At 72.4% G+C, this 24,098-nt stretch carries 18 protein-coding genes; 9 read left to right on the top strand and 9 right to left on the bottom strand.

The window, feature by feature from the left end:
• Positions 1-116: 116 nt before the first annotated feature.
• The 3 genes from ABEB12_RS17535 to ABEB12_RS17525 all read left to right on the top strand — a co-directional run bounded on the left by ABEB12_RS17535 (position 117) and on the right by ABEB12_RS17525 (position 4,826).
• A complete protein-coding gene (locus ABEB12_RS17535) occupies positions 117-353 on the top strand; it encodes a hypothetical protein (RefSeq protein WP_185059358.1) in 237 nt (78 codons plus the stop codon).
• A gap of 524 nt (positions 354-877) precedes the next feature.
• A complete protein-coding gene (locus ABEB12_RS17530; protein ID WP_185059359.1) occupies positions 878-3,985 on the top strand; it encodes an SNF2-related protein in 3,108 nt (1,035 codons plus the stop codon).
• Positions 3,978-4,826 (top strand): SWIM zinc finger family protein, encoded by an 849-nt coding sequence (locus ABEB12_RS17525; protein WP_185059360.1) that lies wholly within the window; start codon positions 3,978-3,980, stop codon positions 4,824-4,826. Before ABEB12_RS17530 ends, ABEB12_RS17525 begins: the two co-directional genes overlap by 8 nt.
• A gap of 6 nt (positions 4,827-4,832) precedes the next feature.
• Here the strand turns inward: ABEB12_RS17525 and ABEB12_RS17520 are convergent, their stop codons facing one another.
• The 6 genes from ABEB12_RS17520 to treS form a co-directional block, all read right to left on the bottom strand.
• Complete coding sequence (locus ABEB12_RS17520; protein ID WP_185059361.1) at positions 4,833-5,024, bottom strand: hypothetical protein; 192 nt, start codon at positions 5,022-5,024, stop codon at positions 4,833-4,835.
• A 118-nt stretch (positions 5,025-5,142) separates the two neighbouring features.
• Positions 5,143-5,520, bottom strand: coding sequence for a PIN domain-containing protein (locus tag ABEB12_RS17515; protein WP_185059362.1), 378 nt, complete (start codon positions 5,518-5,520; stop codon positions 5,143-5,145).
• Complete coding sequence (locus ABEB12_RS17510) at positions 5,517-5,756, bottom strand: hypothetical protein (RefSeq protein WP_185059363.1); 240 nt, start codon at positions 5,754-5,756, stop codon at positions 5,517-5,519. The genes ABEB12_RS17515 and ABEB12_RS17510 overlap by 4 nt, the downstream gene beginning before the upstream one ends.
• 191 nt (positions 5,757-5,947) lie before the next feature.
• Positions 5,948-6,850, bottom strand: coding sequence for a class A beta-lactamase (gene bla, locus ABEB12_RS17505; RefSeq protein ID WP_185059364.1), 903 nt, complete (start codon positions 6,848-6,850; stop codon positions 5,948-5,950).
• A complete protein-coding gene (locus ABEB12_RS17500; RefSeq protein ID WP_345702903.1) occupies positions 6,847-8,217 on the bottom strand; it encodes a maltokinase N-terminal cap-like domain-containing protein in 1,371 nt (456 codons plus the stop codon). The genes bla and ABEB12_RS17500 overlap by 4 nt, the downstream gene beginning before the upstream one ends.
• A complete protein-coding gene (gene treS, locus ABEB12_RS17495) occupies positions 8,214-9,965 on the bottom strand; it encodes a maltose alpha-D-glucosyltransferase (RefSeq protein ID WP_185059365.1) in 1,752 nt (583 codons plus the stop codon). The genes ABEB12_RS17500 and treS overlap by 4 nt, the downstream gene beginning before the upstream one ends.
• Before the next feature lie 150 nt (positions 9,966-10,115).
• On the opposite strand from treS, the gene ABEB12_RS17490 reads away from it, so the two are divergent.
• The 3 genes from ABEB12_RS17490 (at position 10,116) to ABEB12_RS17480 (ending at position 13,254) form a co-directional block, all read left to right on the top strand.
• On the top strand, positions 10,116-12,149 hold the full coding sequence (locus ABEB12_RS17490) for an ATP-binding domain-containing protein (protein ID WP_185059366.1): 2,034 nt from the start codon (positions 10,116-10,118) through the stop codon (positions 12,147-12,149).
• Positions 12,150-12,250: 101 nt separating this feature from the next.
• On the top strand, positions 12,251-12,604 hold the full coding sequence (locus ABEB12_RS17485; RefSeq protein ID WP_185059367.1) for an SPW repeat domain-containing protein: 354 nt from the start codon (positions 12,251-12,253) through the stop codon (positions 12,602-12,604).
• Positions 12,605-12,681: 77 nt separating this feature from the next.
• Positions 12,682-13,254, top strand: coding sequence for a TetR family transcriptional regulator (locus ABEB12_RS17480; protein ID WP_185059368.1), 573 nt, complete (start codon positions 12,682-12,684; stop codon positions 13,252-13,254).
• Positions 13,255-13,276: 22 nt separating this feature from the next.
• On the opposite strand, the gene ABEB12_RS17475 is transcribed toward ABEB12_RS17480, so the two are convergent.
• Together ABEB12_RS17475 and ABEB12_RS17470 are read right to left on the bottom strand one after the other, a co-directional pair.
• Positions 13,277-14,323, bottom strand: a complete 1,047-nt coding sequence (locus ABEB12_RS17475; RefSeq protein ID WP_185059369.1) for a right-handed parallel beta-helix repeat-containing protein — start codon at positions 14,321-14,323, stop codon at positions 13,277-13,279.
• A 776-nt stretch (positions 14,324-15,099) separates the two neighbouring features.
• Positions 15,100-17,082, bottom strand: a complete 1,983-nt coding sequence (locus tag ABEB12_RS17470) for a maltotransferase domain-containing protein (RefSeq protein ID WP_185059370.1) — start codon at positions 17,080-17,082, stop codon at positions 15,100-15,102.
• A 160-nt stretch (positions 17,083-17,242) separates the two neighbouring features.
• Here ABEB12_RS17470 and glgP point away from each other — a divergent pair, with 160 nt between their 5' ends.
• From glgP to ABEB12_RS17455, 3 genes are all read left to right on the top strand, one after another.
• A complete protein-coding gene (gene glgP, locus ABEB12_RS17465) occupies positions 17,243-19,792 on the top strand; it encodes an alpha-glucan family phosphorylase (protein ID WP_185059371.1) in 2,550 nt (849 codons plus the stop codon).
• Positions 19,793-19,881: 89 nt separating this feature from the next.
• On the top strand, positions 19,882-20,655 hold the full coding sequence (locus ABEB12_RS17460) for an SAM-dependent methyltransferase (protein WP_185059372.1): 774 nt from the start codon (positions 19,882-19,884) through the stop codon (positions 20,653-20,655).
• A gap of 81 nt (positions 20,656-20,736) precedes the next feature.
• Positions 20,737-21,981: an FUSC family protein gene (locus tag ABEB12_RS17455; RefSeq protein WP_345702902.1), complete on the top strand. Its 1,245-nt coding sequence runs from the start codon at positions 20,737-20,739 to the stop codon at positions 21,979-21,981.
• A gap of 478 nt (positions 21,982-22,459) precedes the next feature.
• Here the strand turns inward: ABEB12_RS17455 and ABEB12_RS17450 are convergent, their stop codons facing one another.
• Positions 22,460-24,082, bottom strand: coding sequence for an AMP-binding protein (locus ABEB12_RS17450; RefSeq protein WP_185059373.1), 1,623 nt, complete (start codon positions 24,080-24,082; stop codon positions 22,460-22,462).
• Between the last annotated feature and the right edge of the window lie 16 nt (positions 24,083-24,098).

The raw sequence follows: 24,098 nt of genomic DNA, 5'->3' as shown, positions 1-24,098 counted from the left end.
ACACGAGGCGGGCGTAACCACGACACGCCCACATACTCGGGTCAGGCCTCCTCGCGTGGCCGCGTAAGCGCGGGGCCGATCAGGCGCGTGGCGGTGCCGCGGCGCCGGTATGTGTCGTGGGCGCGCTTGTCCAGGGTGACCAGCTCCGCGCCGGCGTGCCGGGCGGTCAGCGCGATGAGCGCGTCGTAGGTGGCGCCACCGGCTATGCCCAGTCCGGCGAGGCGGCTAGGAAGATCGTCGGCTGCGTCGGACTCGAGGACGAGCCGGGGGCCGGGAAGGTCCAGCGCAGGAATTCGGCGGCCAGTGTCGGTTCGGTTCGAAACGGGTCGGGCAGCCGGGTCAACACCGAGTAGGCCTCGACGGCGGTTCAAAGGGGCTCGGACGGTGCGGCTGGGTGGCCTGCCGTGGCTCGGTGCCGGCCCGTTGCGTTGTTTCTAGGTAGCGGTCACCCTCGTCGCTACGCACTGTTGTGGTCGGTGCGGCCCGCGAGCGGGTCCGAGCTTCCTGGCGCGCATCGAGGGCAAGTTCAGTCCGGTTCGATCATGAAGTTCACCGGACTGAGGTTGCGCTGGGTGAAGCCGCCTACCAGCAGCCCCCGCAGTCGACCACGGTCCGTAACAAGGCGCGGAACGGAGGCGCGGAACCGGGGCCCAGCTACGAGTGGAGTGGGTCTGGTGCTGGGGCGCGGGTTCATGGTCACGTCGCGACCAGAGACCTTCTACCAGCGGGTAAGGGCTCTCATCGCGACGTGACCATGAACCGTCGGGTTGCGGTGGATCGGAGCATCGCTGGCGGTACCGCGTGCGGCGGCCGGGGGCGGCTGGGGTGTCGGACCTGGTGGGTAGCCTGCCTTTCAGGCGGACGAGGGAGGACGGGAGTGCTGGCGGTCCACGGGTTGTGGTCGCGCGGGCGCGGGTTGCTGCTGTGGGCGGAGGACGGTGACCGGCCGGCGCGCAGTCCCAGCGGTGCGCGGCGCTCGGCCCGGCCGCACCCGTTCGCCCTGCCCGCCGACCAGCTGGCCGCCATCCACCCCGGCAAGCCGGGCCTGGCCACCCTGCTGCTGCCCTCGCACCGGGCGGCCCCGCTGGACTCCCCGGAGCTGACCAGGGCGGCGCCCGCCCGCAAGCGACTGAGGGCCGAGTCGGAGCTGCTCGCCTGGTCGGTGCCGGTGGTCCGGGTGGACCCGGCCGAGCTGGTCGATCCGGTGGACGAGGTCCGGTACGGCGCATCGGTGGACTTCCTGCGGCTGCTGGCCGAGTTCGCCGCCGACCTGGCCGCCCGCGGCCGGGTGGTGCCCTCCCTGCGCACACACGACGACCGCCCGCGCGCGGCCTGGCGGCCGGTGCTGACCGGGCCGGACGCGGCGGCGCGGCACGCCCTGCTGGCCGCGATGCCCCCGGTGGTGCGCGCCGAGCAGACCGGGCCGCACGGGCTGGCCACGCTCACCGGCTCGGCCGGGCAGGACCCGGCCGAGCTGCTCGAGGACGCCCTCACCACGCTCGCCGACTCGGTCGTGCGGGACCGCATCGGCCACGCCGGCGCGCCCTCGGTCGCCGGCGGTGTCACACGCCGAACCGGGCACTCGCCCCGAACCGGCCGCCGCCGGGCCACCCGCGAACCCCTGGCCGAGGAGTGGCTGGCCGCGCTGCTCACCGGGGACGGCACGTTCGACCCGGCGGAACCGGCCGAGCTGGCCGCGCTGGCCCGGCGGCTGGAGCCCTGGGACGGGGTGGGCGCGGAGCCGACCGGCCCGGCCCGGGCCACCTTCCGGCTGACCGAGACCGTGCCGGCGGACGACCCGGCCGATCCCGACCCGGACCTGCCGGACACCGTGTGGCGGCTGGAGTTCCTGCTCCGCTCGGTGATCGACCCCAGCCTGCTGGTGCCGGCCGAGCAGATCTGGCGGGAGCCGAACGCGCTGCACCGGTGGATCGAGGAGCCGCAGGAGGTGCTGCTGGCCGAGCTGGCCCGGGCGAGCGCCGTCTACCCGGATCTGGCCGAGGCGTTGCGGGCCGCCCGCCCGGTCGCGCTGGAGCTGGACACCGAGGGGGCCTACCGGTTCCTCGCCGACGCGGCCGGCCGGCTGGACCAGGCCGGGTTCGGGGTGCTGCTGCCGTCCTGGTGGGGTTCGCAGGCGCGGCTGGGCCTGTCCGTTTCGGCCACCAGCACGCCGGTGGACGGGGTGGTCACCGCCGGCGGGCTGTCCCGGGACTCGCTGGGCCGGTTCGACTGGCGGCTGGCGGTGGGCGGCGAGGTGCTCACCGAGGACGAGATCGCCGAGCTGGTGAACGCCAAGGCACCGCTGGTGCGGCTGCGCGGCAAGTGGGTGGCGGTGGACCCGGACCGGTTGCGCCGGGGCCTGGAGTTCCTGCGCTCCGCGCCGACCGGCGCGGCCACCGCGCGCGAGCTGCTGGACCTGGCCACCGGCGCCCACCAGGAAGAGACCCCGCTGCCCATCGTCTCCGCCCAGATCGACGGCTGGCTCGGCGACCTGCTCTCCGGCGCGGCCGAGCGGACCCTGGCGCCGGTGGACCCACCACCCGGGTTCGGCGCCACCCTGCGGCCCTACCAGCGGCGCGGGCTGTCCTGGCTGAGCTTCCTGGCCTCCCTGGGGCTGGGCGCCTGCCTGGGTGACGACATGGGCCTGGGCAAGACCGTGCAGCTGCTCGCCCTGGAGGCCCGCGAACGCGCGGCCGGCACGCGGAAGCCGACCCTGCTGCTCTGCCCGATGTCGCTGGTGGGCAACTGGCAGCGGGAGGCGGGCAAGTTCACCCCGGCGCTCCGGATCTACCCGCACCACGGCGGCGCCAGGGCCCGGGGCCAGGACCTGGTGGACGCGGTGGCGGGGGCCGACCTGGTGGTCACCACCTACGGCACCGGCACCCGGGACATCGAGGCGCTGGCCGACGTCGACTGGCACCGGGTGGTGCTGGACGAGGCGCAGGTGATCAAGAACAGCCTGTCCCAGGCGGCCCGTGCGGTGCGCCGGCTGAGCGCGGACCACCGGATCGCGCTCACCGGCACGCCGATGGAGAACCGGCTGTCCGAGCTGTGGTCGGTGATGGACTTCCTCAACCCCGGCGTGCTGGGCACCAGCGAGCGTTTCCGCCACCGCTACGCCATCCCGGTGGAGCGGCACGGCGACGAACAGGCGGTGGAACGGCTGCGCATGGTCACCCGGCCCTACCTGCTGCGCCGGTTGAAGACCGACCGGGACATCATCGACGACCTGCCCGAGAAGATCGAGATCGTGCAGGACTACCGGTTGACCGCCGAGCAGGCCTCGCTGTACCGGACCGTGGTCGACGACATGCTGGAGAAGATCGAGGGCGCGGACGGCATCCAGCGCCGGGGCAACGTGCTGGCCGCGATGACCAAGCTCAAGCAGGTGTGCAACCACCCGGCCCAACTGCTGCACGACGGCTCACCCATCGGCCGCCGCTCCGGCAAGATCATCCGGCTGGAGGAGGTGCTGGCGGAGATCCTCGCCGAGGGCGACAAGGCCCTGTGCTTCACCCAGTTCACCGAGTTCGGCGAGATGCTGGTGCCGCACCTGTCCGCCCGGTTCGACACCGAGGTGCTCTACCTGCACGGCGGCACGCCGAAGAAGCAGCGGGACGAGATGGTGGCCCGTTTCCAGGCGGACGGCGGACCGTCGATCTTCCTGCTGTCGCTGAAGGCCGGCGGCACCGGGCTCACCCTGACCGCCGCCAACCACGTGCTGCACCTGGACCGCTGGTGGAACCCGGCGGTGGAGAACCAGGCCACCGACCGCGCGTTCCGCATCGGGCAGAAGCGCAACGTGCAGGTGCGCAAGTTCGTCTGCGCCGGCACGCTCGAGGAACGCATCGACCAGATGATCGCCCGGAAGAAGGAGCTCACCGACCTGGTGATCAGCGACGGCGAGAGCTGGCTGACCGAGCTGTCCACCACCGAGCTGCGCGAGCTGTTCGCGCTGGACACGGAGGTGGCCTCGGATGACTGAGGGGCCGTGGTGGCGGGAGCGGGGGCCGACCCGGCCGCTGCGGGTGGAGGGCGGCCTCAAGGCGCGCAGCACGCGGGGCGCGATCGGGCAGTCCTGGTGGTCCGGGCGGTTCATCGAGGTGCTCGAGTCGCTCGGCGTCGGCGGCCGTCTCAGTCGGGGCCGCACTTATGCCCGCGCCGGCCAGGTGATCTCCCTCGAGCTGTCCGCCGGCTCGGTGACCGGGCGGGTGCAGGGCAGCCGGCCCAAGCCGTACGACGTGCGGATCGGCGTGCCCACCTTCGGCAAGCCGGAGTGGGGCCGGGTGGAGCAGGCGATGGCCGACAGCGCCTGGTACGCCGCCAAGCTGCTCGCCGGCGAGATGCCGCCGGACATCGAGGAGGTGTTCACCTCGGTCGGGCTGACCCTCTTCCCGGCCAGCGCGGCGGACCTGGCGATGGACTGCACCTGCCCGGACCAGGCGGTGCCGTGCAAGCACCTGGCCGCGGTGATCTACCTGCTGGCCGAGTCCTTCGACGACGACCCGTTCGGCATCCTGGCGCTGCGCGGCCGGGACCGGGACACCCTGCTGGAACACATCAGGGAACGCCGCGCGCCCGCCCCCGAGGCCCAGCCGGACGCGGGTGCGTCGGCCGACCTGCCGCCGGCGGAACCCGGCCCGCCCCCGCTCACCGAATGCCTGGACCGCTACTACGCGCCGGCCGGCGCCCCGCCGGTGTTCGCCGCCCCGGCCGTGCCGGTGACCGCGCTGTTGGACCAGCTCCCGCCGCTGGAGCTGACCGTGCGCGGACGCACCCTGCCCGAGCTGCTCCGCCCGGTCTACCGCTCACTGGCCGAGGGGTAGGCCGGCTCAGCCGCTGCCCGCGCACCAGCCGGAGCGGGTCACGCCGTAGCGCCGCCGTTGGTCCGGGGGCAGCGTCCGGCCGTGCAGCACCCAGGCACCCTGCGTGTACGACCAGTGCAGGATGTCCTCTTCCCAGGGCCGGCGCAGCAGCGCCCTGCGCTCGCTGAGCTCGGCGTATGCGTCCCAACTCTCGCGCATCGCGCGAATTCGCTGTGTCAGTTTCACGGCCGGATCACCCCTTACAATCCTCCGCCCGCACCGGCCGGGATCGAAAGGGCCAACCTGAGAAATGTGGCTCGCCGGCGCGAGGAGTCGCTCACACCGCCCGGACGGCCAGCTTCGCGGACAGGCGGCGCAGGTCGTCCGGATCGCTGGTGAGGACGGCCTGGCCCAGGCGGTGGGCGCACAGCGCCACATGCGCGTCGACCACATCCGAGGTGCCGGTGGCGGCGAGCAGCAGCCCGATCCGCCGCGCGTCGTCCGCGTCGAGGGGCTGAATTCGCACGTTCGGCTGCTTCAGCAGCAGGCCGATCCGGGCCTGCCGGCGAGGGTTCCGCCACGCCTGCGCAACGCATCCGGCGGGCACGGTGACGGTGGCCCCTTCGCGGCGGGCCTCCCGCAGCAGTACCGCGACCGCCCGGTCACCGCGCTCGAAGGCGATCAGCGCGCCGGTGTCGAAGACGACCCCACTCACCCGAGCAGGCGCAGCGCGGTGGCGCGCTCTTCCTCGGTCGGCGGGCCGCCGGTCCGGTCCAGCATGTCGTCCACCAACGCGTCGAACTCGGCGGTCGCGGCCAGATGGTTCCACAACGCCTGCTCGACGAAGGAGGACACGCTGCGCGCCGACCCGGCCGCGACGGCCGACCGCACGCCCCGCAACACCTCCGGGTCCAGCGTGACGGCGATCTTCTCTTTGGCCGAGGCGGTCATACCAAGAATCATACCGTCTCGCTCCGGCCCGGTGGACGAAATCGAGCGGAACAATCCGGCGACTCACGGGCGGGGCTTCATGGTCAGGTAGCGGCGAGCGACGTTACCCGCCGGTAGGCCGTCTCCCGTCGCTACTTGACCATGAACGGCCCAGCGTCCTTTGCTTATCCGAACGCCCGGAGTACGTCGCGCTATCCGGCCGGGGGGACCAGGGTGCGGGCCACCTCGGTCGCGGCGGCGGCCAGGACCGGGTTGTTCGGCTTGCCGTCGGCCGGCACGGTGTAGACCGCGATGACCAGCGGCTCGTGCTCGGGTGGCCAGGCCACGGCCACGTCGCTGGCCTCGCCGGCGGCGCCGCCGCCGGTCTTGTCGCCGACCCGCCACTGGCCCGGGAGCCCGGCGCGGATGCGCGCGCCGCCGGTCTGGTTGCCCACCAGCCAACCGGTCAACAGGTCGCGGCCGGTCGAGTCCAGCGCGTCGCCGAGTACCAGGGCCCGGATGTTCGCGGCCATCGCGGCCGGGGTGGTGGTGTCGCGCTCCTCGCCGGGCGCCACCACGTTCAGCTCCGGCTCCCAGCGGTCCAGCCGGGTGACCCGGTCGCCCAGCGAGCGGGCGAACTCGGTCAGCCCGCCGGGTCCGCCGATCAGCTTGAGCAGCTGGTTGCCGGCCGTGTTGTCGCTCATCGTGACCGCCGCCTGGCACAGCGCGGCCACCGTCATGCCGTCCGCCACGTGTTTCTCGGTCACCGGCGACGCGGAGACCACCTCGCTGGCCGGCCACCGGATCACCTGGTCCAGCAGCCCCGCCCTGGACTGGCCCAGCCGCAGCACCGCGCCCGCCGCCAGTGCCTTGAACGTGGAGCAGATGGGGAACCGCTCGTCGCTGCGGTACTCCATGGTCTCGCCGGAGCCGGTGTCCAGCGCGTACACGCCGAGCCGGCCCGGGAACCGGGCCTCCAGCGCGGCCAGCCCGGGGCGGGACGCCGGTGGCCCGACCGCCGAGTCGTCCGGGTCGGCGTAGCCGCAGCCGGCGAGCAGCAACGGCCCGCCGCCGAGCAGGAGCAGCGCGGTGCGGCGGTCGACCCGGCGGTTCACCGGTGTTCCTCCGCGCTGAGCAACCGGCGCAGCGAGCGCAGCGGCACGCCCACCCAGGTCGGGCGGTGCCGGGTCTCGTAGACGACTTCGTAGACCGCCTTGTCCAGCTCCAGCGCGTGCAGGAGCACCGGGTGGTCGCGGGGGTTCAGTTCGGCCTTGTCGGCGTACCCGTCGAGGAACGCGTCCCGGTTGCGGGTGGCCCACTCCTCGGCCCGCCACACCAGCTGGTTGTCCGACTCACCGGACTCCACCTCGAACCAGTCGGCCAGCTGGTGGTAGGCCGCGTAGTCGAACGAGCGCAGCATGCCGGCCACGTCCCGCAGCGCGCTGTCCGGGCGGCGGCGGTCCTCCAGCGGACGGGCCGGCTCGCCCTCGAAGTCGATCAGCAGCCAGCCGGTGGGGGTGCGCAGGGTCTGGCCCAGGTGCAGGTCCCCGTGCACCCGCTGCGCGGGCAGCGGACCGGGCAGCTCGGCCACCGCGTCGAACGCGGCGCGCAGCGGTTCCGCCAGCTCGGCCAGCTCGGGCACCGCCGGCACGGACAGCGCCAGCCGCCGCGCCATCCCCCGCGCCGCGTCCACCGGGTCCAGCTCGGTGGTGCCCAGCGCGCGGGTCAGCTCGCCGTGCATCACCGCAACCGTCTGGCCCAGCCGGAACGCCTCGCCGGAGAAGTCCCCGCCCACCTCGTCGGCGCGCAGGTCGCCCTCGGCGAACAGGTCCCGGATGCTGATCAGGGCCATGGCCCAGCCGTCCGCCGAGTTGGCCGCGAACGCCTGCGCGATGCCGAATACCGCCGGCTCGCCGGCCAGCGAGCCCTCCAGCGCGCCGAGCAGCTCGGCCACCTCCCCGCTGCCCACCGAGCGCAGCGCGCGGTGCAGCTCCAGGTCCGGGTTCACCCCGGGGGCCAGCCGGCGGAACAGCTTGAGCAGCAGCGCGTCCCCGAAGGCCACCGAGCTGTTGCTCTGCTCGACGCCGAGCACCCGCCCGGGCAGCCCGGTGGGGATCTCCGCGCCGGGTTCCGGCACGAAGCGCAACCAGTCCCGCCGCTCGCCGCCGGCCAGCGCGCCCAGCAGCTCGGCGGACAGCTCCGGATCCCACAGTCCGTCGTAGTGGCCGTCCGGCCCGATCGCCACGTGCTCCAGCTCGACGGGCAGCTCGGCGCGGTGGCCGAGCAGCAGCTGGTAGCGCTCGGGCGGACCGGCGTCGGCGAACTCGACGGCCAGTACCAGCAGCTCGGCACTCGGCTCGCCGGTGCGCAGCCGCGCCGACTGGACCACGGAGACCCGGCCGATCGGCCGGCCCTTCGCGGCGAACCACCGCCGCTCGGGCAGCCATTCGGCCAGTTGGCGAAGGGTCTCCGCGCTGGTCACCTAGTCTCCTCCCCGGCTTGGATGGAGAACCAGTAGAACCCGTGACCGGGCAGGGTGAGCAGGTAGGGCAGGTCGCCGATGGCCGGGAACGGCACCCCGCCGGTGAGCTCGTGCAGCGCGCAGCCGCGCCACGGGGACAGGTCCAGCTCGACCGGTTGCGGGAAACGGCTCATGTTGTTCACGCACAGTACGGTGTCGCCGTCCCCGTGCACAGCGCCCGGCATGGACCGCACGTAGGACAGGATCGCCGGGTTCGACCCGCCCAGCTCGTGGAACTCGCCGATGCCGAAGGCGGCGTGCCGCTTGCGCACCTCGATCATCCGCCGGTTCCAGTGCAGCAGCGAGGTGGTGGAGTTGATCTGCGCCTCGACGTTCACCGTCTGGTACCCGTACAGCGGGTCCATGATCACCGGCAGGTACAGCCGGGCCGGGTCGCAGGCGGAGAAGCCGGCGTTGCGGTCCGGCGTCCACTGCATCGGGCTGCGCACCGCGTCCCGGTCGCCCAGCCAGATGTTGTCCCCCATGCCGATCTCGTCGCCGTAGTAGAGCACCGGCGATCCGGGCAGCGACAGCAGCAGCGCGGTGAACAGCTCCAGCTGGTTGCGGTCGTTGTCCAGCAGCGGGGCCAGGCGCCGCCGGATGCCGATGTTGGCCTTCATCCGGGGGTCCTTGGCGTACTCCGTGTACATGTAGTCGCGCTCTTCGTCGGTGACCATCTCGAGGGTCAGCTCGTCGTGGTTGCGCAGGAAGATGCCCCACTGGCAGCCGCTCGGGATGGCCGGCGTCTGGGCCAGGATCTCCGAGATGGGGAACCGGTTCTCCCGGCGCACCGCCATGAAGATGCGCGGCATCAGCGGGAAGTGGAAGGCCATCTGGCACTCGTCGCCGCCGATCTCCGCGTCGCCGAAGTACTCGACCACGTCGGACGGCCACTGGTTGGCCTCGGCCAGCATCACCCGGCCGGGGAACTCGTCCTCCATCACCTTGCGGCAGCGCTTCAGGAAGGCGTGGCTCTCCTGCAGGTTCTCGCAGTTGGTGCCCTCCCGCTCGTACAGGTAGGGCACCGCGTCCAGGCGGAACCCGTCGATGCCCAGGCCCAGCCAGAAGCGCAGCACGTCCAGCATGGCTTCCTGCACGGCCGGGTTGTCGTAGTTCAGGTCCGGCTGGTGGGAGAAGAAGCGGTGCCAGTAGAACTGGCCGCGCACCGGGTCGTAGGTCCAGTTGGACGTCTCGGTGTCGACGAAGATGATCCGCGCCTCCGGGTAGCCGGAGTCGTCGTCGGCCCATACGTAGAAGTCACCGTAGGGACCGTCCGGGTTCCGCCGGGACTCCTCGAACCAGGGGTGCTGGTCCGACGTGTGGTTCATGACCAGGTCGGTGATCACCCGGATGCCCCGCTTGTGCGCCTGGTCCAGGAAGTGGACGAAGTCCTCCACGGTGCCGAACTCGGGCAGCACCGCCCGGAAGTCCCGGATGTCGTAGCCGCCGTCGCGCAGCGGCGAGTCGTAGAACGGCGGCAGCCACAGGCAGTCCACGCCGAGCCATTCGATGTAGTCCAGCTTCTCGGTGAGCCCGCGCAGGTCACCGGTGCCGTCCCGGCTGGAGTCGGCGAACGCCCGGACCAGTACCTCGTAGAACACCGCGCGTTTGAACCAGTCCGGTTCCAGCGGCACGTCCCTGGCGTGCCGGAAGTCGTCGGCGCTCGGTTCGGTCAGTTCGTGCTCGGAGTGCTGGGTCTGGGCAGACATGGTTGAGCGGCAATCCTCGCGGTGTGCGGTGGCTCGCGGACACGTGCAGTGGTACCCGTCTTGCCGTGTCGGGTCAAAGCGGGGCCGGGTGAGCGTTTGCTGTCGGGGTGGCGACGTAGAGTGTCCTCTTCGGTCAGTTGGGGAGACGTGATGTCGACTAGGCGAGACGAGATCGCGGCCGAGCAGCGGCACGTGGACAGGGTGTACGAGCGGCTCGCCGAGCTGCGCGCGGAGGCCCGCGACCTGAGGTCCGCCGGGTACCGCCGAGGGCAGGAGCGGCACCCCGGGGCGTTGTTCGAGCGGGACGTGATGGTTTTCCAGGCCAGCCGGATGCTGCGCGAGCTGGAGACCGAGCACGAGGGCCTGGTCTTCGGACGGCTGGACAACGTGTCCGGGCAGGCGCAGTACGTGGGCCGGCTCGGCGTGCGCGACCCCAACTTCGAGTCCCTGGTGGTGGACTGGCGGGCGCCCGCCGCCGCCGCGTTCTACCGGGCCACCCCGGAGTCCCCGATGGACGTGGTGCGCCGGCGCACCATCCGCAGCTTCGGCCAGCGGGTCACCGACCTGACCGATGACCTGTTGATGCCGGACGCCGCCCCGGAGGGCATGCCGGTGGTCGGCGAGGGGTCGCTCATGGCCGACCTCTCCCGCGCGCGCGGCCCGGCCATGCGGGACATCGTGGCCACCATCCAGCGCGAACAGGACGAGGCGGTCCGCGCGCCGGCCGGCGGGATCACCGAGATCACCGGCGGCCCCGGCACCGGCAAGACCGCCGTCGCGCTGCACCGCGCGGCCTACCTGCTGTACGCCGACCGGCGGCGGTTCTCCGGCGGCGTCCTGGTGATCGGGCCGTCCCCGGTGTTCATGGACTACATCTCCCGGGTGCTGCCCTCGCTGGGCGAGGACACCGTGGAACTGCGCGCGCTCGGCGGCGTGCTGGACGGGGTGACCGCGAGCCGGGTGGACCCGCCCGAGCTGGCCGAGCTGAAGGGCTCCGGGCGCATGCGGCGGCTGCTCAAGGCCGCGCTCGCGCTGGACCCGCCGGGCGCGCCGACCGAGCTGCGCCTGGTCTACCGGGGGCAGGTGCTGCGGCTTTCCGGGACCCGGCTGACCGAGGTGCGCCAGGCGGTGCACCGGATGCGGGTGGTGCCCAACCGGGCGCGCCGGGAGGCGGCCACCGCGCTGCTGGACGCGCTGTGGCGGTCCGGTTCCGATCTCGGGTTGGAACGGGACGCGCTGCTCACCGAGCTGGGCGACCGCTCGGAGTTCGACGACTTCCTGGACGCCTGGTGGCCGGAGCTGCGGCCGACCGACGTGCTGTCCTGGCTGGGGGACCCGGACCGGCTGGCCTCGGTGGCCGGGCGCGGGTACCGGCCGGCCCAGGTGGCCGGGCTGGCCGCGTCCTGGCGCTCGGCCGACGGCGAGCCGGAGCCGGCCTGGTCGGTGGCCGACGTGCCGCTGCTGGACGAGCTGCGGGTGCTGGCCGGCGAGCGCGGCCAGGGCCGCCGGGGCCGGGAGTTCTTCTACGGCCACGTGATCGTGGACGAGGCCCAGGACCTGTCCCCGATGCAGTGGCGGATGCTGGGCCGGCGCGGGCAGTACGCCAGCTGGACCATCGTGGGCGACCCGGCGCAGAGTTCCTGGCCGCTGCCCGACGAGGCGGCCAAGGCGCGCGAGTCGGCGCTGGGCCGGGTGAAGCAGCGCCGGCGCTTCCAGCTGACCACCAACTACCGCAACTCGGCGGAGATCTTCGAGCTGGCCGCCTCGGTGGTGCGCGACGACGTGCCGCCGTCCGAGCTGCCCAAGCCGGTGCGCTCCACCGGCTTCCCGCCCTCGATCCTGAGCGTAACCGCGGCGGACCTGCCGGCGACCTGCGCAAAGGCGGCCGACGAGCTGCTGGCGGCGGTGGAAGGCACCGTCGGCGTGATCACCACCATGGGCCGCCGGGAAGAGGTCGCCGGTTGGCTGGGCACCCGGCTGGCCGAGGGCGACGCCTCGGAACAACGGCTGCGGGTGGCCGGCAGCCTGGAGGCGAAGGGCCTGGAGTACGACGCCGTGGTCCTGGTCGAGCCGGCGGAGCTGATCGCCGAGTCCTCCACCGGCAAGCGCGCGCTCTACGTGGCCCTGACCCGCGCCACCCAACGGTTGACGGTGCTCGCCTCGGACGACTCCTGGCACCCGTAGGCCGGCATGAGCTGGGGAGATCGACCTTGACCGGGCGGTCAGTCAAGCCTACCGTCGATGGTGTCAGGTTTGGTCCTCGGGCAGGGCGGGAGGCATCGGCAATGAAGGCTTGGACTCGGTGGCAGGACTGGGCGGTCGCGGTGGTTGGCGCCTATGCGGCGCTGTGCCCGCTGTGGACCATCACCAACGATCCCGCTATGACATCGCTCATCGTGCTCGGCGTGCTGCTGGTGCTCGCCTCGCTGTGGTCGCTGGCCCAGCCCGGCGCGGTCAGCTCGGAGTACGTGCACATCGCGCTCGGCGTGCTGATGTTCGTCGCGCCGTGGGTGCTCGGCTACTCGATGCTGACCGGCGCGTCCTGGACGTCCTGGGTGGTCGGCGTGCTCGCCGCCGGCCTGGGGCTGTGGGCGCTCCCGGAGAGCAACAAGGCACATCACGCGGCAATGGGTCACTGAGGCCCGGTGACGACAGCGCCCGGGGACGGTAGCGTCTCCGGGCGCGGCCATGGGCCCAGGTAGGTGCCGGAGGAACGATGTCGGACAGCACGCTCGCGCCGAGCGAGGCCACCAGGGAACGGATCCTGGACGCCGCCGAGCAGCTGTTCGCCAGCCATGGCTTCGACGCCACCCCGACCGCCCGGGTGGCCGCCGAGGCGGGCGTGCCCAAGGGCCTGCTGTTCTACTACTTCGCCCGCAAGATCGACCTGCTCACCGCGCTGTTCGGGGAACGCATGCCGGTGGCGATGCCGCACGATGCCGCCGAGGTGGTGGTGCCCGGCGACGTGGCCGCCTCGCTGCTCACCTTGGCCGACCGGCTGAGTGGGGCGCAGCACCAGTCCGCGGTCGTGCGCACCATTCTGTGGCGGGAGGCGGACACCCATCCGGAGGTGGCCAAGGCGCTGCACAACTTCCACGACGAGCTGGTCGACTTCGCCGCCGAGGTGATCGAGCTGGCCGACCCGGGGGCCGACCCGGACACCAGGCACGCCGTCGCGCTGGCCTGGACCGGGACGATGGTGCTCGCGCTCAACACCGCGCGCCTCGGCGGCGCCGAGCACGACCTGCCGCTGGTGGCCGGCATGCTCGCCGCCGGCCTCCGGAGGTAACGGCCTAGGGCGAGGTAGCGGCCTAGGGCGCGCAGGTGGGGCGGGGGCCGATGTAGCCGGGCTTGGAGGTTTCGTCCATGCCGACCTTGCAGGGGATGCGGGGGTCGATGCGGTTGGCCAGGACCCGGCCGTGGGTGGAGCCGATGTCGAAGGCGAACGCCTTGCGGATGGGGCCCCGGATGTCGTTGAGCGCGATGGTCATGTGCTGGACGTCCTCCAGCATGACGGCCTGGTAGGCGCCGATCTCCCCGCCGGTGGCCTCGCAGTAGTTGCGGCTGAAGATGATGTGCTCGGTGTGGCCGACGCCGTCACCCTCGCCGTCGTTGGGGCCTTCGATGATCAGGCACTGGTTGTCGATGCCCTCGCAGCGGTTGTTGTCGATCACGACGTGGTCACTGGGCGGGCTGTCGTCGGAGTAGGTCTGCATGCAGTCGGCGTGGGCGTCGTCGGTGTTGCGCGCGTTCTTGATGGTGTTGTTCAGGATGCGCAGGTGGCTGCCGAAGAAGCGGAGGCCGTCGTTGTCGCCCTCTTTGGGGTTGTCGATCACGTTGTTGCGCATGGTGATGTTCTTGCCCTCGATGACGAAGCCGGGGGCCTCGGCGTCGATGGAGTTGAAGTTCTCCACCACGATGTTGTCCACGTCGATGTAGACGCCCTTGATCGGGCTGCCGTCACCGGTCAGCGTGATCAGCGGCGAGGGGCCGGCGCTGGGGCGCACCACGTCGATCGGGGTGGTGGAGCCGCCGACCACGCACAGCTTGTCGCCGGACTTGGCCGCCTTGACCGCGGCGTCGGCCTCGGCCGGCGTGATCTTCCTGGTGCACCCGCGCTGCTTGGGGACGGGGCGGTGCGCGCCCTTGGCGCCGATCGGGGTGGGGCCGAGGGGGAGGTCGCCGAGTTCCGGGATGATGATCGGGATGTTCGGGTCGACGTCGATCGGCAGGTCGGCGAACGCCTGGTCCGAACGGCCGTCCAGGCCGACGCCGAGCACGGTCAGCGTGATCGCGGCGGTGACGGCCAGCGCCACCTTGCCGGCGGTGCGGCGGAACAGCGTCTTCAGCATGGGCATCCCCGTCTCGCGGATCAAGATCGCCGCGGAGATTAGCCCACTCAATAACGGCCAGTAGTGCTGGGGCTACTTACCGTGGTCACCGCTGGTGATCGATTTCCCCGTGATCAATCACCTGTCCGAGCGGCGGGTCGGGGGTGGGTCGCGCTCGATGGACAGCTCGGTGTCGAATGTCGACAATCACCACTCGGCCGAGTGGACTTGGCCGAGTTTGCCGGTGCGCACCGGCGGCGACTTGGGCGCGAGATCAATTTCGTCGGCGGTTCGGTTCTGGCTGGGTCTGCCGATGGCTTGGACGGCGCGGTTCGGGTTGGTCTGCCGCGGTCGGGTGCCGTCCGCCCGGTCTCGGGCAGTCCCGCCGTGCTCGGTCACGCGCCGTGAAGTCGGTGGGTTGTGCGGTGGAGGCCCGGTGCGCACGTGCGCATCGACATCGACGCCGGTCTGGTCTGGACCATGATCGAACCAGGCTGGCGTCGATTTCGTGAGGCTGTGTGGACGTCCGGGCCTGGCCCGGGGAGGCAGTCGTTGGGTGATCGTCATCTGTGGCGGTTCAGCCGCGATTTTCGCTGTTCAACCGCCGCAAACGACGATCACCCCCCACGGCGCCACCTCAACTGTCACCGTGGTTTCGCGGGAGGCCTCGCCCTGCCGGCCCGACGCAACGGGCAGCACCCGAAACCGCCGGCATCTGCTTTCCCGTCTGTTCGCCCTCGTGCCGGGGGACTCGGCCACAGCCTCTTTTCGAGGCTGAAAACGTCGGCTCGCGGGAGATGGTGTCAGCGCAGGGACAGGATGTGGCAGACCGTGCGCCAGGGTTCGAGGCGCACGAAGTTGGCCTGCGACCAGGTGTAACCCTCCCTGGTGACCTCGTCGTGCACGCCGAAGTGGGCGCCCCACTCCAGGCCGAGCGCGGGCAGGTCCAGCCAGACGGTGCCCTGTTGCGCCTGAGCGGGGTCCAGGCTGACCACGCAGATCACCGTGTCGCCACTCACCGGGTCGGTCTTGGAGTAGGCGATCAGCGCGTCGTTGTCCACGTAGTGGAAGTGCAGCTCGCGCAGTTGCTGCAGCGCCGGGTGGGCGTTGCGGATCTCGTTCAGCCGGGTTATCCACGGGGCCAGGGAGTTGCCGGCGGCCACCGCGGCGTCGAAGTCGCGCGGGCGCAGCTGGTACTTCTCCGAGTCCAGGTACTCCTCGCTGCCCGGCCGCACCGCCTCGTGCTCGAACAGCTCGTACCCGGAGTAGACCCCCCAGGTCGGGGCCAGCGTGGCGGCCAGCGCGGCGCGCAGCGCGAACATGCCCCGGCCGCCGTGCTGCAGTGACGCGTGCAGGATGTCCGGGGTGTTCACGAACAGGTTGGGGCGGCACTCGTCGGCGCGCGCGGCGTGCTCGGCGGCGAAGTCGACCAGTTCCTGCTTGCCGGTGCGCCAGGTGAAGTACGTGTAGGACTGGGTGAAGCCGAGCCGGGCCAGCCCGTACAGCCGGGCCGGCCGGGTGAACGCCTCGGCCAGGAAGAGCACGTCCGGGTACTCGGACTTGATCTTCCAGATCAGCCAGTGCCAGAAGTTGGGCGGCTTGGTGTGCGGATTGTCCACCCGGAAGATCCGCACGCCGTGCTCGATCCAGTGCACGCAGACCCGGTACACCTCGGCGTACAGGCCTTCCGGGTCGTTGTCGAAGTTGATCGGGTAGATGTCCTGGTAGCGCTTGGGTGGGTTCTCCGCGTAGGCGATCGTGCCGTCCGGCCGGGTGGTGAACCACTCCGGGTGCGACGTCACCCAGGGGTGGTCCGGGGCGGCCTGCAGGGCCAGGTCCAGCGCCACCTCCAGCCCCAGTGCGCGGGCCTGCTCGACGAACTCGTCGAACTCCTCCAGGGTGCCCAGGTCGGGGTGGATGGCGTCGTGCCCGCCCTCGGCCGAGCCGATCGCCCACGGCGAGCCGACCACGCCGGGCTCGGCGTCCGGGTTCCCGCCGGGGAACTCGGCGGTGTTCGGGCCCTTGCGGTTGACCTCGCCGATCGGGTGGATGGGCGGCAGGTAGACCACGTCGAAGCCCATCCCGGCGATGCGTTCCAGGTCCTTGGCGGCGGTCACGAAGGTGCCGTGCACCGCCTGCCCGGTCTCGTCCCGCCCGCCGGTGGACCGGGGGAAGATCTCGTACCAGGACCCGAACAGCGCGCGCCGGCGGTCCACCCAGACCTGGTGCACCCGGCCCCGGGTGAGCAGCTCGCGCACCGGCCGCTCCGTCATGATCGTGTCCACCGGCTCGGACCAGGCCAGCGCCAGGCGGGCGGGCAGTTCGGCCGCCGTGTCGCGCAGCGCCGCCGCCGCGCCGAACAGCAGGTCGCGGTGCGCCCGTTCGGCCGGCCGCCGGCCCACCCGCTCGATCAGGCGGGCGCCGTTCTCCAGGTCGTTGGCCAGCTCCTCGACGCCTTGCCCGGCGTTCACCTTGGCGTGCGTCGCGCGGCGCCAGGTGGCCCACGGGTCGCTCCAGGCGTCCACCCGGAAGGTCCACAGGCCGGGCTCGTCGGCCACCACGCTGGCCGCCCAGCCGTCGGTGCCGGTGCCGGTGGGGGTCATCCGCACGAGCGCGGCGGGCCCGCCCGCGCCCAGTTTCTTCCAGACCACGTTCGCGGCGACCGCGTCGTGGCCCTCGCGCCACACGGTCGCGCCGATCGGAATGCTCTCCCCGACGACCGCCTTGCTCGGATGCCGCCCGCCGACCTCCGGCGTGACCTCGTCGATTCCGAGCCGTCCGGTCACGGCGCCCCACTTCCTGCTTGGTTCGATTCAGTTCACCTAAAAGGTACCCAGCGGGCCGCCGGGTCATGTATCCGACATGCGGGCCGTCACCAGCCGTTCATGCAAGGTGTGACGTAGAGGCTGTAACGATTCCGCAATCGATTCACGTACGCTGCGTCGGGTGAGAGCTCTCCGCCGGTTCACCGTCCGTGCCCAGCTACCCGAGCCGCTCGCGCCGCTGCAGGAACTGGCCGCGAACCTGCGGTGGTCCTGGCATCCGCCGACGCAGGACCTTTTCGCCTCACTCGACCCACAGGCATGGGAACAGGTGAAGGGCGACCCGGTCAAGCTCCTCGGCGCGGTGTCCAGCCAGCGCCTGCTGGAGCTGGCCGAGGACGCGGAGCTGGTCGCGCGGGTGCGCGCGGAGGCGGACAACCTGCGGGACTACCTCAGCAAGCCGCGCTGGTACCAGCGGCAGCGGGAGGCCGACCCGGGTCTGCCGGCGGCCATCGGCTACTTCTCCATGGAGTTCGGCATCAGCGAGGTGCTGCCGAACTACTCGGGCGGCCTCGGCGTGCTCGCCGGTGACCACCTCAAGGCCGCGTCCGACCTCGGCGTGCCGCTGATCGGGGTCGGCCTGCTCTACCGGTCCGGCTACTTCCGCCAGTCGCTGTCCCTGGACGGCTGGCAGCTGGAGCACTACCCGGCGCTGGACCCGCAGGGCCTGCCGCTGCGCCTGCTCGCCCAGCCGGACGGCACCCCGGTGCTGGTCACAGTGGGCATGCCGGCCGGGCGCACGCTGTACGCCCGGGTCTGGCAGGCGGTGGTCGGCCGGGTCACCCTGCTGCTGCTGGACTCGGACATCGAGCAGAACGAGCCCGACCTGCGGGGCATCACCGACCGCCTGTACGGCGGCGACCAGGACCACCGGATCCGGCAGGAGATCCTGGTCGGCGTGGGCGGCGTGCGGGCGGTGCGCGCGTACTGCGCGGCCATCGGGCACCCCGAGCCCGCCGTGTTCCACACCAACGAGGGGCACGCCGGCTTCCTCGGCCTGGAACGCATCCGCGAGCTGATCGCCGGCCGGGGGCTGAACTTCGACGAGGCGGTGGCCACGGTGCGCGCCGGCACGGTGTTCACCACCCACACCCCGGTGCCCGCCGGCATCGACCGGTTCCCGCTGGACCTGGTCCGCTACTACTTCGGCGAGGACCTGCTGCCCGGCGTGCCGCTGGACCGGGTGCTCGCGCTGGGCGCCGAGGAGAACCCCGGCATGTTCAACATGGCCCACATGGGGCTGCGGCTGGCCCAGCGGGCCAACGGGGTGTCCAAGCTGCACGGCGAGGTGTCCCGGGAGATGTTCGGCACGCTGTGGGGCGGGTTCGACACCGACGAGGTGCCGATCGGCTCGGTGACCAACGGCGTGCACGGCCGCACCTGGGCCGCCCGCGAGGTCACCGAGCTGCTCGGCGAGCCGGAGCCCGGCGACGGCGACGGCCGGCTGGACGGGCTGACCGACGGCGAGCTGTGGGCGCTGCGCGGCCGGCTGCGCGGGCAGCTGGTCGCCGAGGTCCGCCGCCGGGTGCGCGCGGCCTGGCTGGAGCGCGGCGCGTCGGCGCCCGAGCTGGGCTGGACCGACTCGGTGTTCGACCCGGAGGTGCTGACCATCGGGTTCGCCCGCCGGGTGCCCACCTACAAGCGGCTCACCCTGATGCTGCGCGACCCGGCCCGGCTGCGCGCGCTGCTGCTGGACCCGGAACGGCCGGTGCAGCTGGTGGTGGCCGGCAAGTCGCACCCGGCCGACGACGGCGGCAAGGCGCTGATCCAGCAGATCGTGCGGTTCGCCGACGACCCCGAGGTGCGGCACCGGATCGCCTTCCTGCCCGACTACGACATGTCCATGGCCCGCTACCTGTACTGGGGCTGCGACGTGTGGCTGAACAACCCGCTGCGCCCGCTGGAGGCCTGCGGCACGTCCGGCATGAAGTCGGCGCTGAACGGCGGGCTGAACCTGTCGGTGCGGGACGGCTGGTGGGACGAGCTGTACGACGGCCGCAACGGCTGGGCGATCCCCACCGCCGACGGCGTCGCCGACCCGGCGCGGCGCGACGACCTGGAGGCCAACGCGCTGTACGAGCTGCTGGCCACCCAGGTCACGCCGGCGTTCTACACCCGGGACGGCGCCGGGGTGCCGAGCGAGTGGGTGGAGCTGGTGCGGCACACGCTGGACACGCTGCGCCCCAGGGTGCAGGCCACCCGGATGGTCACCGAGTACGTGCGGGACTGGTACCTGCCGGCGGCCCGGGCGGCCGCCGAGGTGGAGCTGGCCGACTACGCCGGTTCGCGCCGGCTGGCCGAGTACCGGCAGCGGCTGAACGCCTCCTGGCCCCGGGTGCGGATCGGCGGGGTGGACGCGTCCGGGGTGCCGGACAGCCCGGTGGTCGGCGCGCCGATGACCGTGCGCGCCTCGGTGGAGCTGGCCGGGTTGAAGCCGGACGACGTGACCGTGCAGGCCGTGGTCGGCCGGGTGGACGGCACCACCGACGAGCTGGACGCTCCGGTCACCGCGCCGATGGCCCACGTCGGTGGGGTCGACCACGACGGCGACCGGTTCGAGGCGGTGGTGCCGCTGCCGCACGCCGGACTGATCGGTTACACCGTGCGGGTGCTGCCCCGGCACGAGCTGCTCAGCTCGTCCGCCGAACTGGCCAAGATCGTCGTCGCTGGCTAGCGGGCACTGGCCCAGCCAGCGCGCCACGACTGGCGTCCACCCGTTCGAATGTGATATCAGCTACTCCTACGGGTGTGGGGGAGGCTGGGATGGGTGCGGTGATCGACTTTTCGGTGGCGCATTCGGCCAGGGTGTGGGACTACTGGCTGGGTGGTCGGGACAACCACGCCGCCGACCGGACGGCCGGTGACGCGGTGGCTGCCGTGTACCCGGACATCGTGCGGGTGGCCAAGGAGACCCGGGGGCTGCTGGCGCGCGCGGTCCGGTACCTGGCCGGCGAGGTCGGCGTCCGGCAGTTCCTGGACATCGGCGCCGGGCTGCCCACCGTGCTCAACACGCACGAGGTGGCGCACGCGGTCGCCCCGGACGCCCAGGTGGTGTACGTGGACAACGACCCGCTGGTCGCCACCTACGCCCGCGCCTGGCTGGCCGACGGGCAGACCCAAGGGGTCCACTACCTGGAGGGCGACCTGCGCCGGCCCGGCGTGCTGATGGACGACGTGGCCGGGGTGCTGGACCTGGAGCGACCGGTCGCGGTGATCTTCCTCGAGGTGCTCGGCCACGTGGCCTCGCTCGCGGAGATCCGCTCGATCCTGGCCAAGGTGATGTCGCCGGTGACCTCCGGCAGCTACCTGGTGCTGGGGGACACGGCGGACACCGGACCGGAGATACGCCGGGCCGAGCGGGTCTTCGCGGCCACCGGCACCGTGCCGTACCACCTGCGCACCGTCGACCAGATCACCGAATGCTTCACGGGGCTCGAACTGGTCCCGCCCGGCGTGGTCCCCTTCCCCGCCTGGCGCCCCGACGAGGGCGCGCCCCCCGCGCTCACCGCCTACGGAGGCGTAGCCCGCAAGCCGTAGCGACCGGCGGGAGAACGTTATCCCGGCCACGTTCGGGGCCGTTTTCCGCAACGTTCCGAGGGTGGGTGTCGACACCTCACGGTGCGTTATCTCGACCGATTCACCGAACTGCTTCCCGACTCCCTCCGCGTCAGCTGGCGCGGGTGCTTCCGGCGTGGCCGCACCCCCGGCCTGCGCACCGCCAAGACCACCGGTGCGGCGGTGCTCTCGTTCGTCGTCGCCGACCTGCTGCACACCACCGACCAGCCGATCCTGGCCCCGCTGACCGCCCTGCTGGTGGTGCAGCTGACCCTGTACGGCACGTTCACCCACGGCCTGGACCGGATCGCCAGCGTGATCACCGGAGTGCTGGTCGCGGTCAGTGTGGCCAGCCTGACCGGGCTCACCTGGTGGAGCCTCGGCCTGGTCGTCGGGCTGTCCCTGGTGGCCGGGCGGCTGCTGCGGCTCGGGCCGCACCTGCTGGAGGTGCCGATCAGCGCGATGCTGGTGCTGGCCGCGGCCGGCACCGGGGTGCTCCCCGGCGGCGCGGGCGCGGAGCTCGCCGCCACCGGCCGGGTGGTGGAGACCCTGATCGGCGCGGTGATCGGCATCGCGGTCAACCTGCTGATCGCGCCGCCGCTCTACATCCAGCCGGCCGACGACGCGATCGGCGAGCTGGTCGGCAAGCTGTCCGGGTTCTCCCGGCGGCTGTCCGGTGCGCTGCGCGGTGACTGGTCACGCGAGCAGGCCGACCGCTATCTCACCCAGGCCCGCAAGCTGGGCAAGGAGGTGGACCGGGCCGACACGCAGTTGGCGCGCACCGAGGAGAGCGCCCGGCTGAACCCGCGCGGCAAGCTGGCCCGGGATGCGCAGCCCCGGCTGCGCACCGCGCTGACCGGCCTGGAGATCTGCTACGTGTCGCTGCGCAACCTGTGCCGGGCCATCCTGGACCGCACCTACTTCGTGCCGGAGGAGGAGTCCGGCTCGGCCTACCGGGAGGAGGTCCGGCACGCGCTGGCCGACGTGCTGGACGCGTTCGCCGAGGCGATGGACACGGTGGACCCGATCGCCACCTCGGACGCCCCGAGGGTGGCGGAGTCCCGGACCCTGGTGGCCGAGCAGTTCACCCGGCTGGACGCGCACCGCGACCGCCTGGCCGAGCTGCTCGTGGTCGACCCGACCGTGGACGCCGCCGCCTGGGAGCAACACGGCGCGCTGCTGGCCGCCGTGGACCGCCTGCGGGTCGAGGTGCGCGCCGCCGTCCGCCCGCCCCAGAGCCCCTGGCGCCCGGAGCCGCTGATCCCCAGCCCGCGCGCGGTGATCCGCCGCTTCCGCGTCCGCCGCTAACCCGGTTCGGGTCTTCGGCCAGCCGGCCAGCCGGCCAGCCGGCCGGCCGCCGGTTCGGTGCGGGTCGGATTCGAAGGACGGCCTGGACGGCGGCCGGGTGGCTGCCCTGCCGAGTTTTCCGCTCCCGGCCGCCGGCCTTGCTACGGAGCGTGACCGGTATTGGCCGGGTTCGGTCCGCCCGGTTCATCGAAGTCGACACCATTCTGGTTTGGTCGAGGTCCAACCAGACTGGTGTCGCACTCGACGCGGTGCCGCGGCGGATTCGTTCGCGCGGGCTCGATGGTTGGAAACGCTGTGTGACGGCGGCCGCCACACACCGGTCGCTCGCCATTGGCACGGGCCGCGGGCGAAAGGCGCCAGGCGGGACTCGAGCCGCGGCAGACCGACCAGCCCGGGCCGTCCAGGCCGATCTTTCGAACCCGACCCCCCACCGAACCGGCGGGCGTGAAGACGACCGTTTATCTGAACGTCATTGCGGTTAGTCGGGTTTGGGCAGCTCGCGGGGGATCACCTTGCCGGTGGGGTTGCGGGGCAGCTCGTCCAGGAAGACGACGTCGCGGGGGACGGAGAAGCGGGACAGGCGGTCGCGGACCAGCGCGCGCACCCGGTCCGCGTCCAACTCGGCGCCCTCGGCAAGTACCACGTAGGCGGCCAGCCGCTGGCCGAAATCGGTGTCGTCCACGCCGATCACCGCCACCTCGCGGACCTCGTCCTGGGCGGCGAGCAGGTCCTCCACCGGACCCGGGTACACGTTCTCCCCGCCGGAGACGATCATCGAGTCGGCCCGGCCGGCCAGCGCGAGGCGGCCGTCCTCGTCGATCCGGCCCAGGTCGCCGGTGGACATCAGGCCGTCCCGGGTCTCCACCTCGGCGCCGGCCCTGGTGTACCCGGCGAACATCATGTCGTTGCCGACGAACACCCGGCCGATCTCGCCCGGCGCCACCGGCCGCCCGTCGTCGTCCAGGATCTCCAGCCGGGTGCCCCACGGCGCGCGGCCGGAGGTGTGCGGGTCCGCGCGCATGTCCTCAGGGTCGGCGATGCTCACCCAGGAGACCTCGGTGGAGCCGTACAGGTTGTAGAGCACCTCACCGAACCGGTCCATGAACCGGGTGGCCAGCTCGCCCGGCAGCGCGGAGCCGCTCACCGCGACCACCCGGGGCCGGGCGTCGTACCGGGCCAGCTCGGCCTCCGGCAGCTCCAGCACCCGGGCCAGCATCACCGGCACCGCGATCAGGGTTCCGCACCGGTGCTCGGCGATGGAGCGCAGCGTCTCCGCCGGGTCGAACCGGCGGCGCAGCACGGCGGGCGCGCCGAGCAGCATGGCCAGTTGGAGCGCGGCGAACCCCCAGGTGTGGAACAGCGGCGGCGCGATGAACATCGGCTCGCCGGCCCGCAGCGGGATCCGGGACAGGATCGCGCCGGCCGGGGCCCAGCTCTTCGGCCTCGGCCGCTCGGCGCCCTTGGGCGTGCCGGTGGTGCCGGAGGTGAGCACGATCAGCCGGCCGGGCGCCGGATGCAGCGGCAGCGTGGCCGCGCCGTCCTCCTCGATCAGCTCGTCCAGCGTCTCGGCTTCCAGCTTCTCCGGGTCGTCCACCCACGCGGTGACCACCCGGCAGCGCTCCGGCGTCTCCGCGCCGCCGAACTCCTGGTCGGCCACCAGCATCTGGCAGCGCTGCTCGCGCAGCACCTCGCCGATGGTGTGCGCGGACAGCGAGGTGTTCAGCAGGATCACGTCGGCGCCCAGCTTGGCGGCGGCCGCCGCCACCTCCACCGGACCCCGGTGGTTGCGGCACAGCACCGCGACCGAGCTGCGCTGCCCGATGCCCCGGTCGGCCAGCGCCCGGGCCAGCCGGTCGGTGCGCCGGTGGACCTCGGCGTAGCTCAGCGCGCCCCGGTCGTCGATCACCGCCGGCCGGTCCGGGTGCCGGGCCGCGCCGGCCGCGTACCCGGTGGCCATGGACAGCCCCCAGCGCAGGTAACCGCCCGCCACCCCGAACGCGCGGTCCGGGCGCATCGGCGCCAGCACCCCGGACCGGGCGAGCAGGGCCAGGCTCCAGGTCAGCTCCGCCGCCTTGCGTACCGTGCCAGCCACGTCAGACATCACGCCCCCGAGCATG

Source organism: Actinospineispora eucalypti, from assembly GCF_039543365.1.
GTDB lineage: Bacteria > Actinomycetota > Actinomycetes > Mycobacteriales > Pseudonocardiaceae > Pseudonocardia > Pseudonocardia eucalypti.
This window is presented reverse-complemented; position numbering and strand designations above follow the sequence as displayed.

What these genes read in the sequence shown, in the direction of transcription:
- ABEB12_RS17480 (WP_185059368.1), top strand. Translation starts at nt 12,682, where the DNA reads ATGTCGGACAGCACGCTCGCGCCGAGCGAGGCCACCAGGGAACGGATC.
- ABEB12_RS17450 (WP_185059373.1), bottom strand. Translation starts at nt 24,082, where the DNA reads ATGTCTGACGTGGCTGGCACGGTACGCAAGGCGGCGGAGCTGACCTGG.
- ABEB12_RS17520 (WP_185059361.1), bottom strand. Translation starts at nt 5,024, where the DNA reads ATGCGCGAGAGTTGGGACGCATACGCCGAGCTCAGCGAGCGCAGGGCG.
- ABEB12_RS17475 (WP_185059369.1), bottom strand. Translation starts at nt 14,323, where the DNA reads ATGCCCATGCTGAAGACGCTGTTCCGCCGCACCGCCGGCAAGGTGGCG.
- ABEB12_RS17490 (WP_185059366.1), top strand. Translation starts at nt 10,116, where the DNA reads ATGTCGACTAGGCGAGACGAGATCGCGGCCGAGCAGCGGCACGTGGAC.
- ABEB12_RS17510 (WP_185059363.1), bottom strand. Translation starts at nt 5,756, where the DNA reads ATGACCGCCTCGGCCAAAGAGAAGATCGCCGTCACGCTGGACCCGGAG.
- ABEB12_RS17460 (WP_185059372.1), top strand. Translation starts at nt 19,882, where the DNA reads ATGGGTGCGGTGATCGACTTTTCGGTGGCGCATTCGGCCAGGGTGTGG.
- ABEB12_RS17485 (WP_185059367.1), top strand. Translation starts at nt 12,251, where the DNA reads ATGAAGGCTTGGACTCGGTGGCAGGACTGGGCGGTCGCGGTGGTTGGC.
- treS (WP_185059365.1), bottom strand. Translation starts at nt 9,965, where the DNA reads ATGTCTGCCCAGACCCAGCACTCCGAGCACGAACTGACCGAACCGAGC.
- ABEB12_RS17525 (WP_185059360.1), top strand. Translation starts at nt 3,978, where the DNA reads ATGACTGAGGGGCCGTGGTGGCGGGAGCGGGGGCCGACCCGGCCGCTG.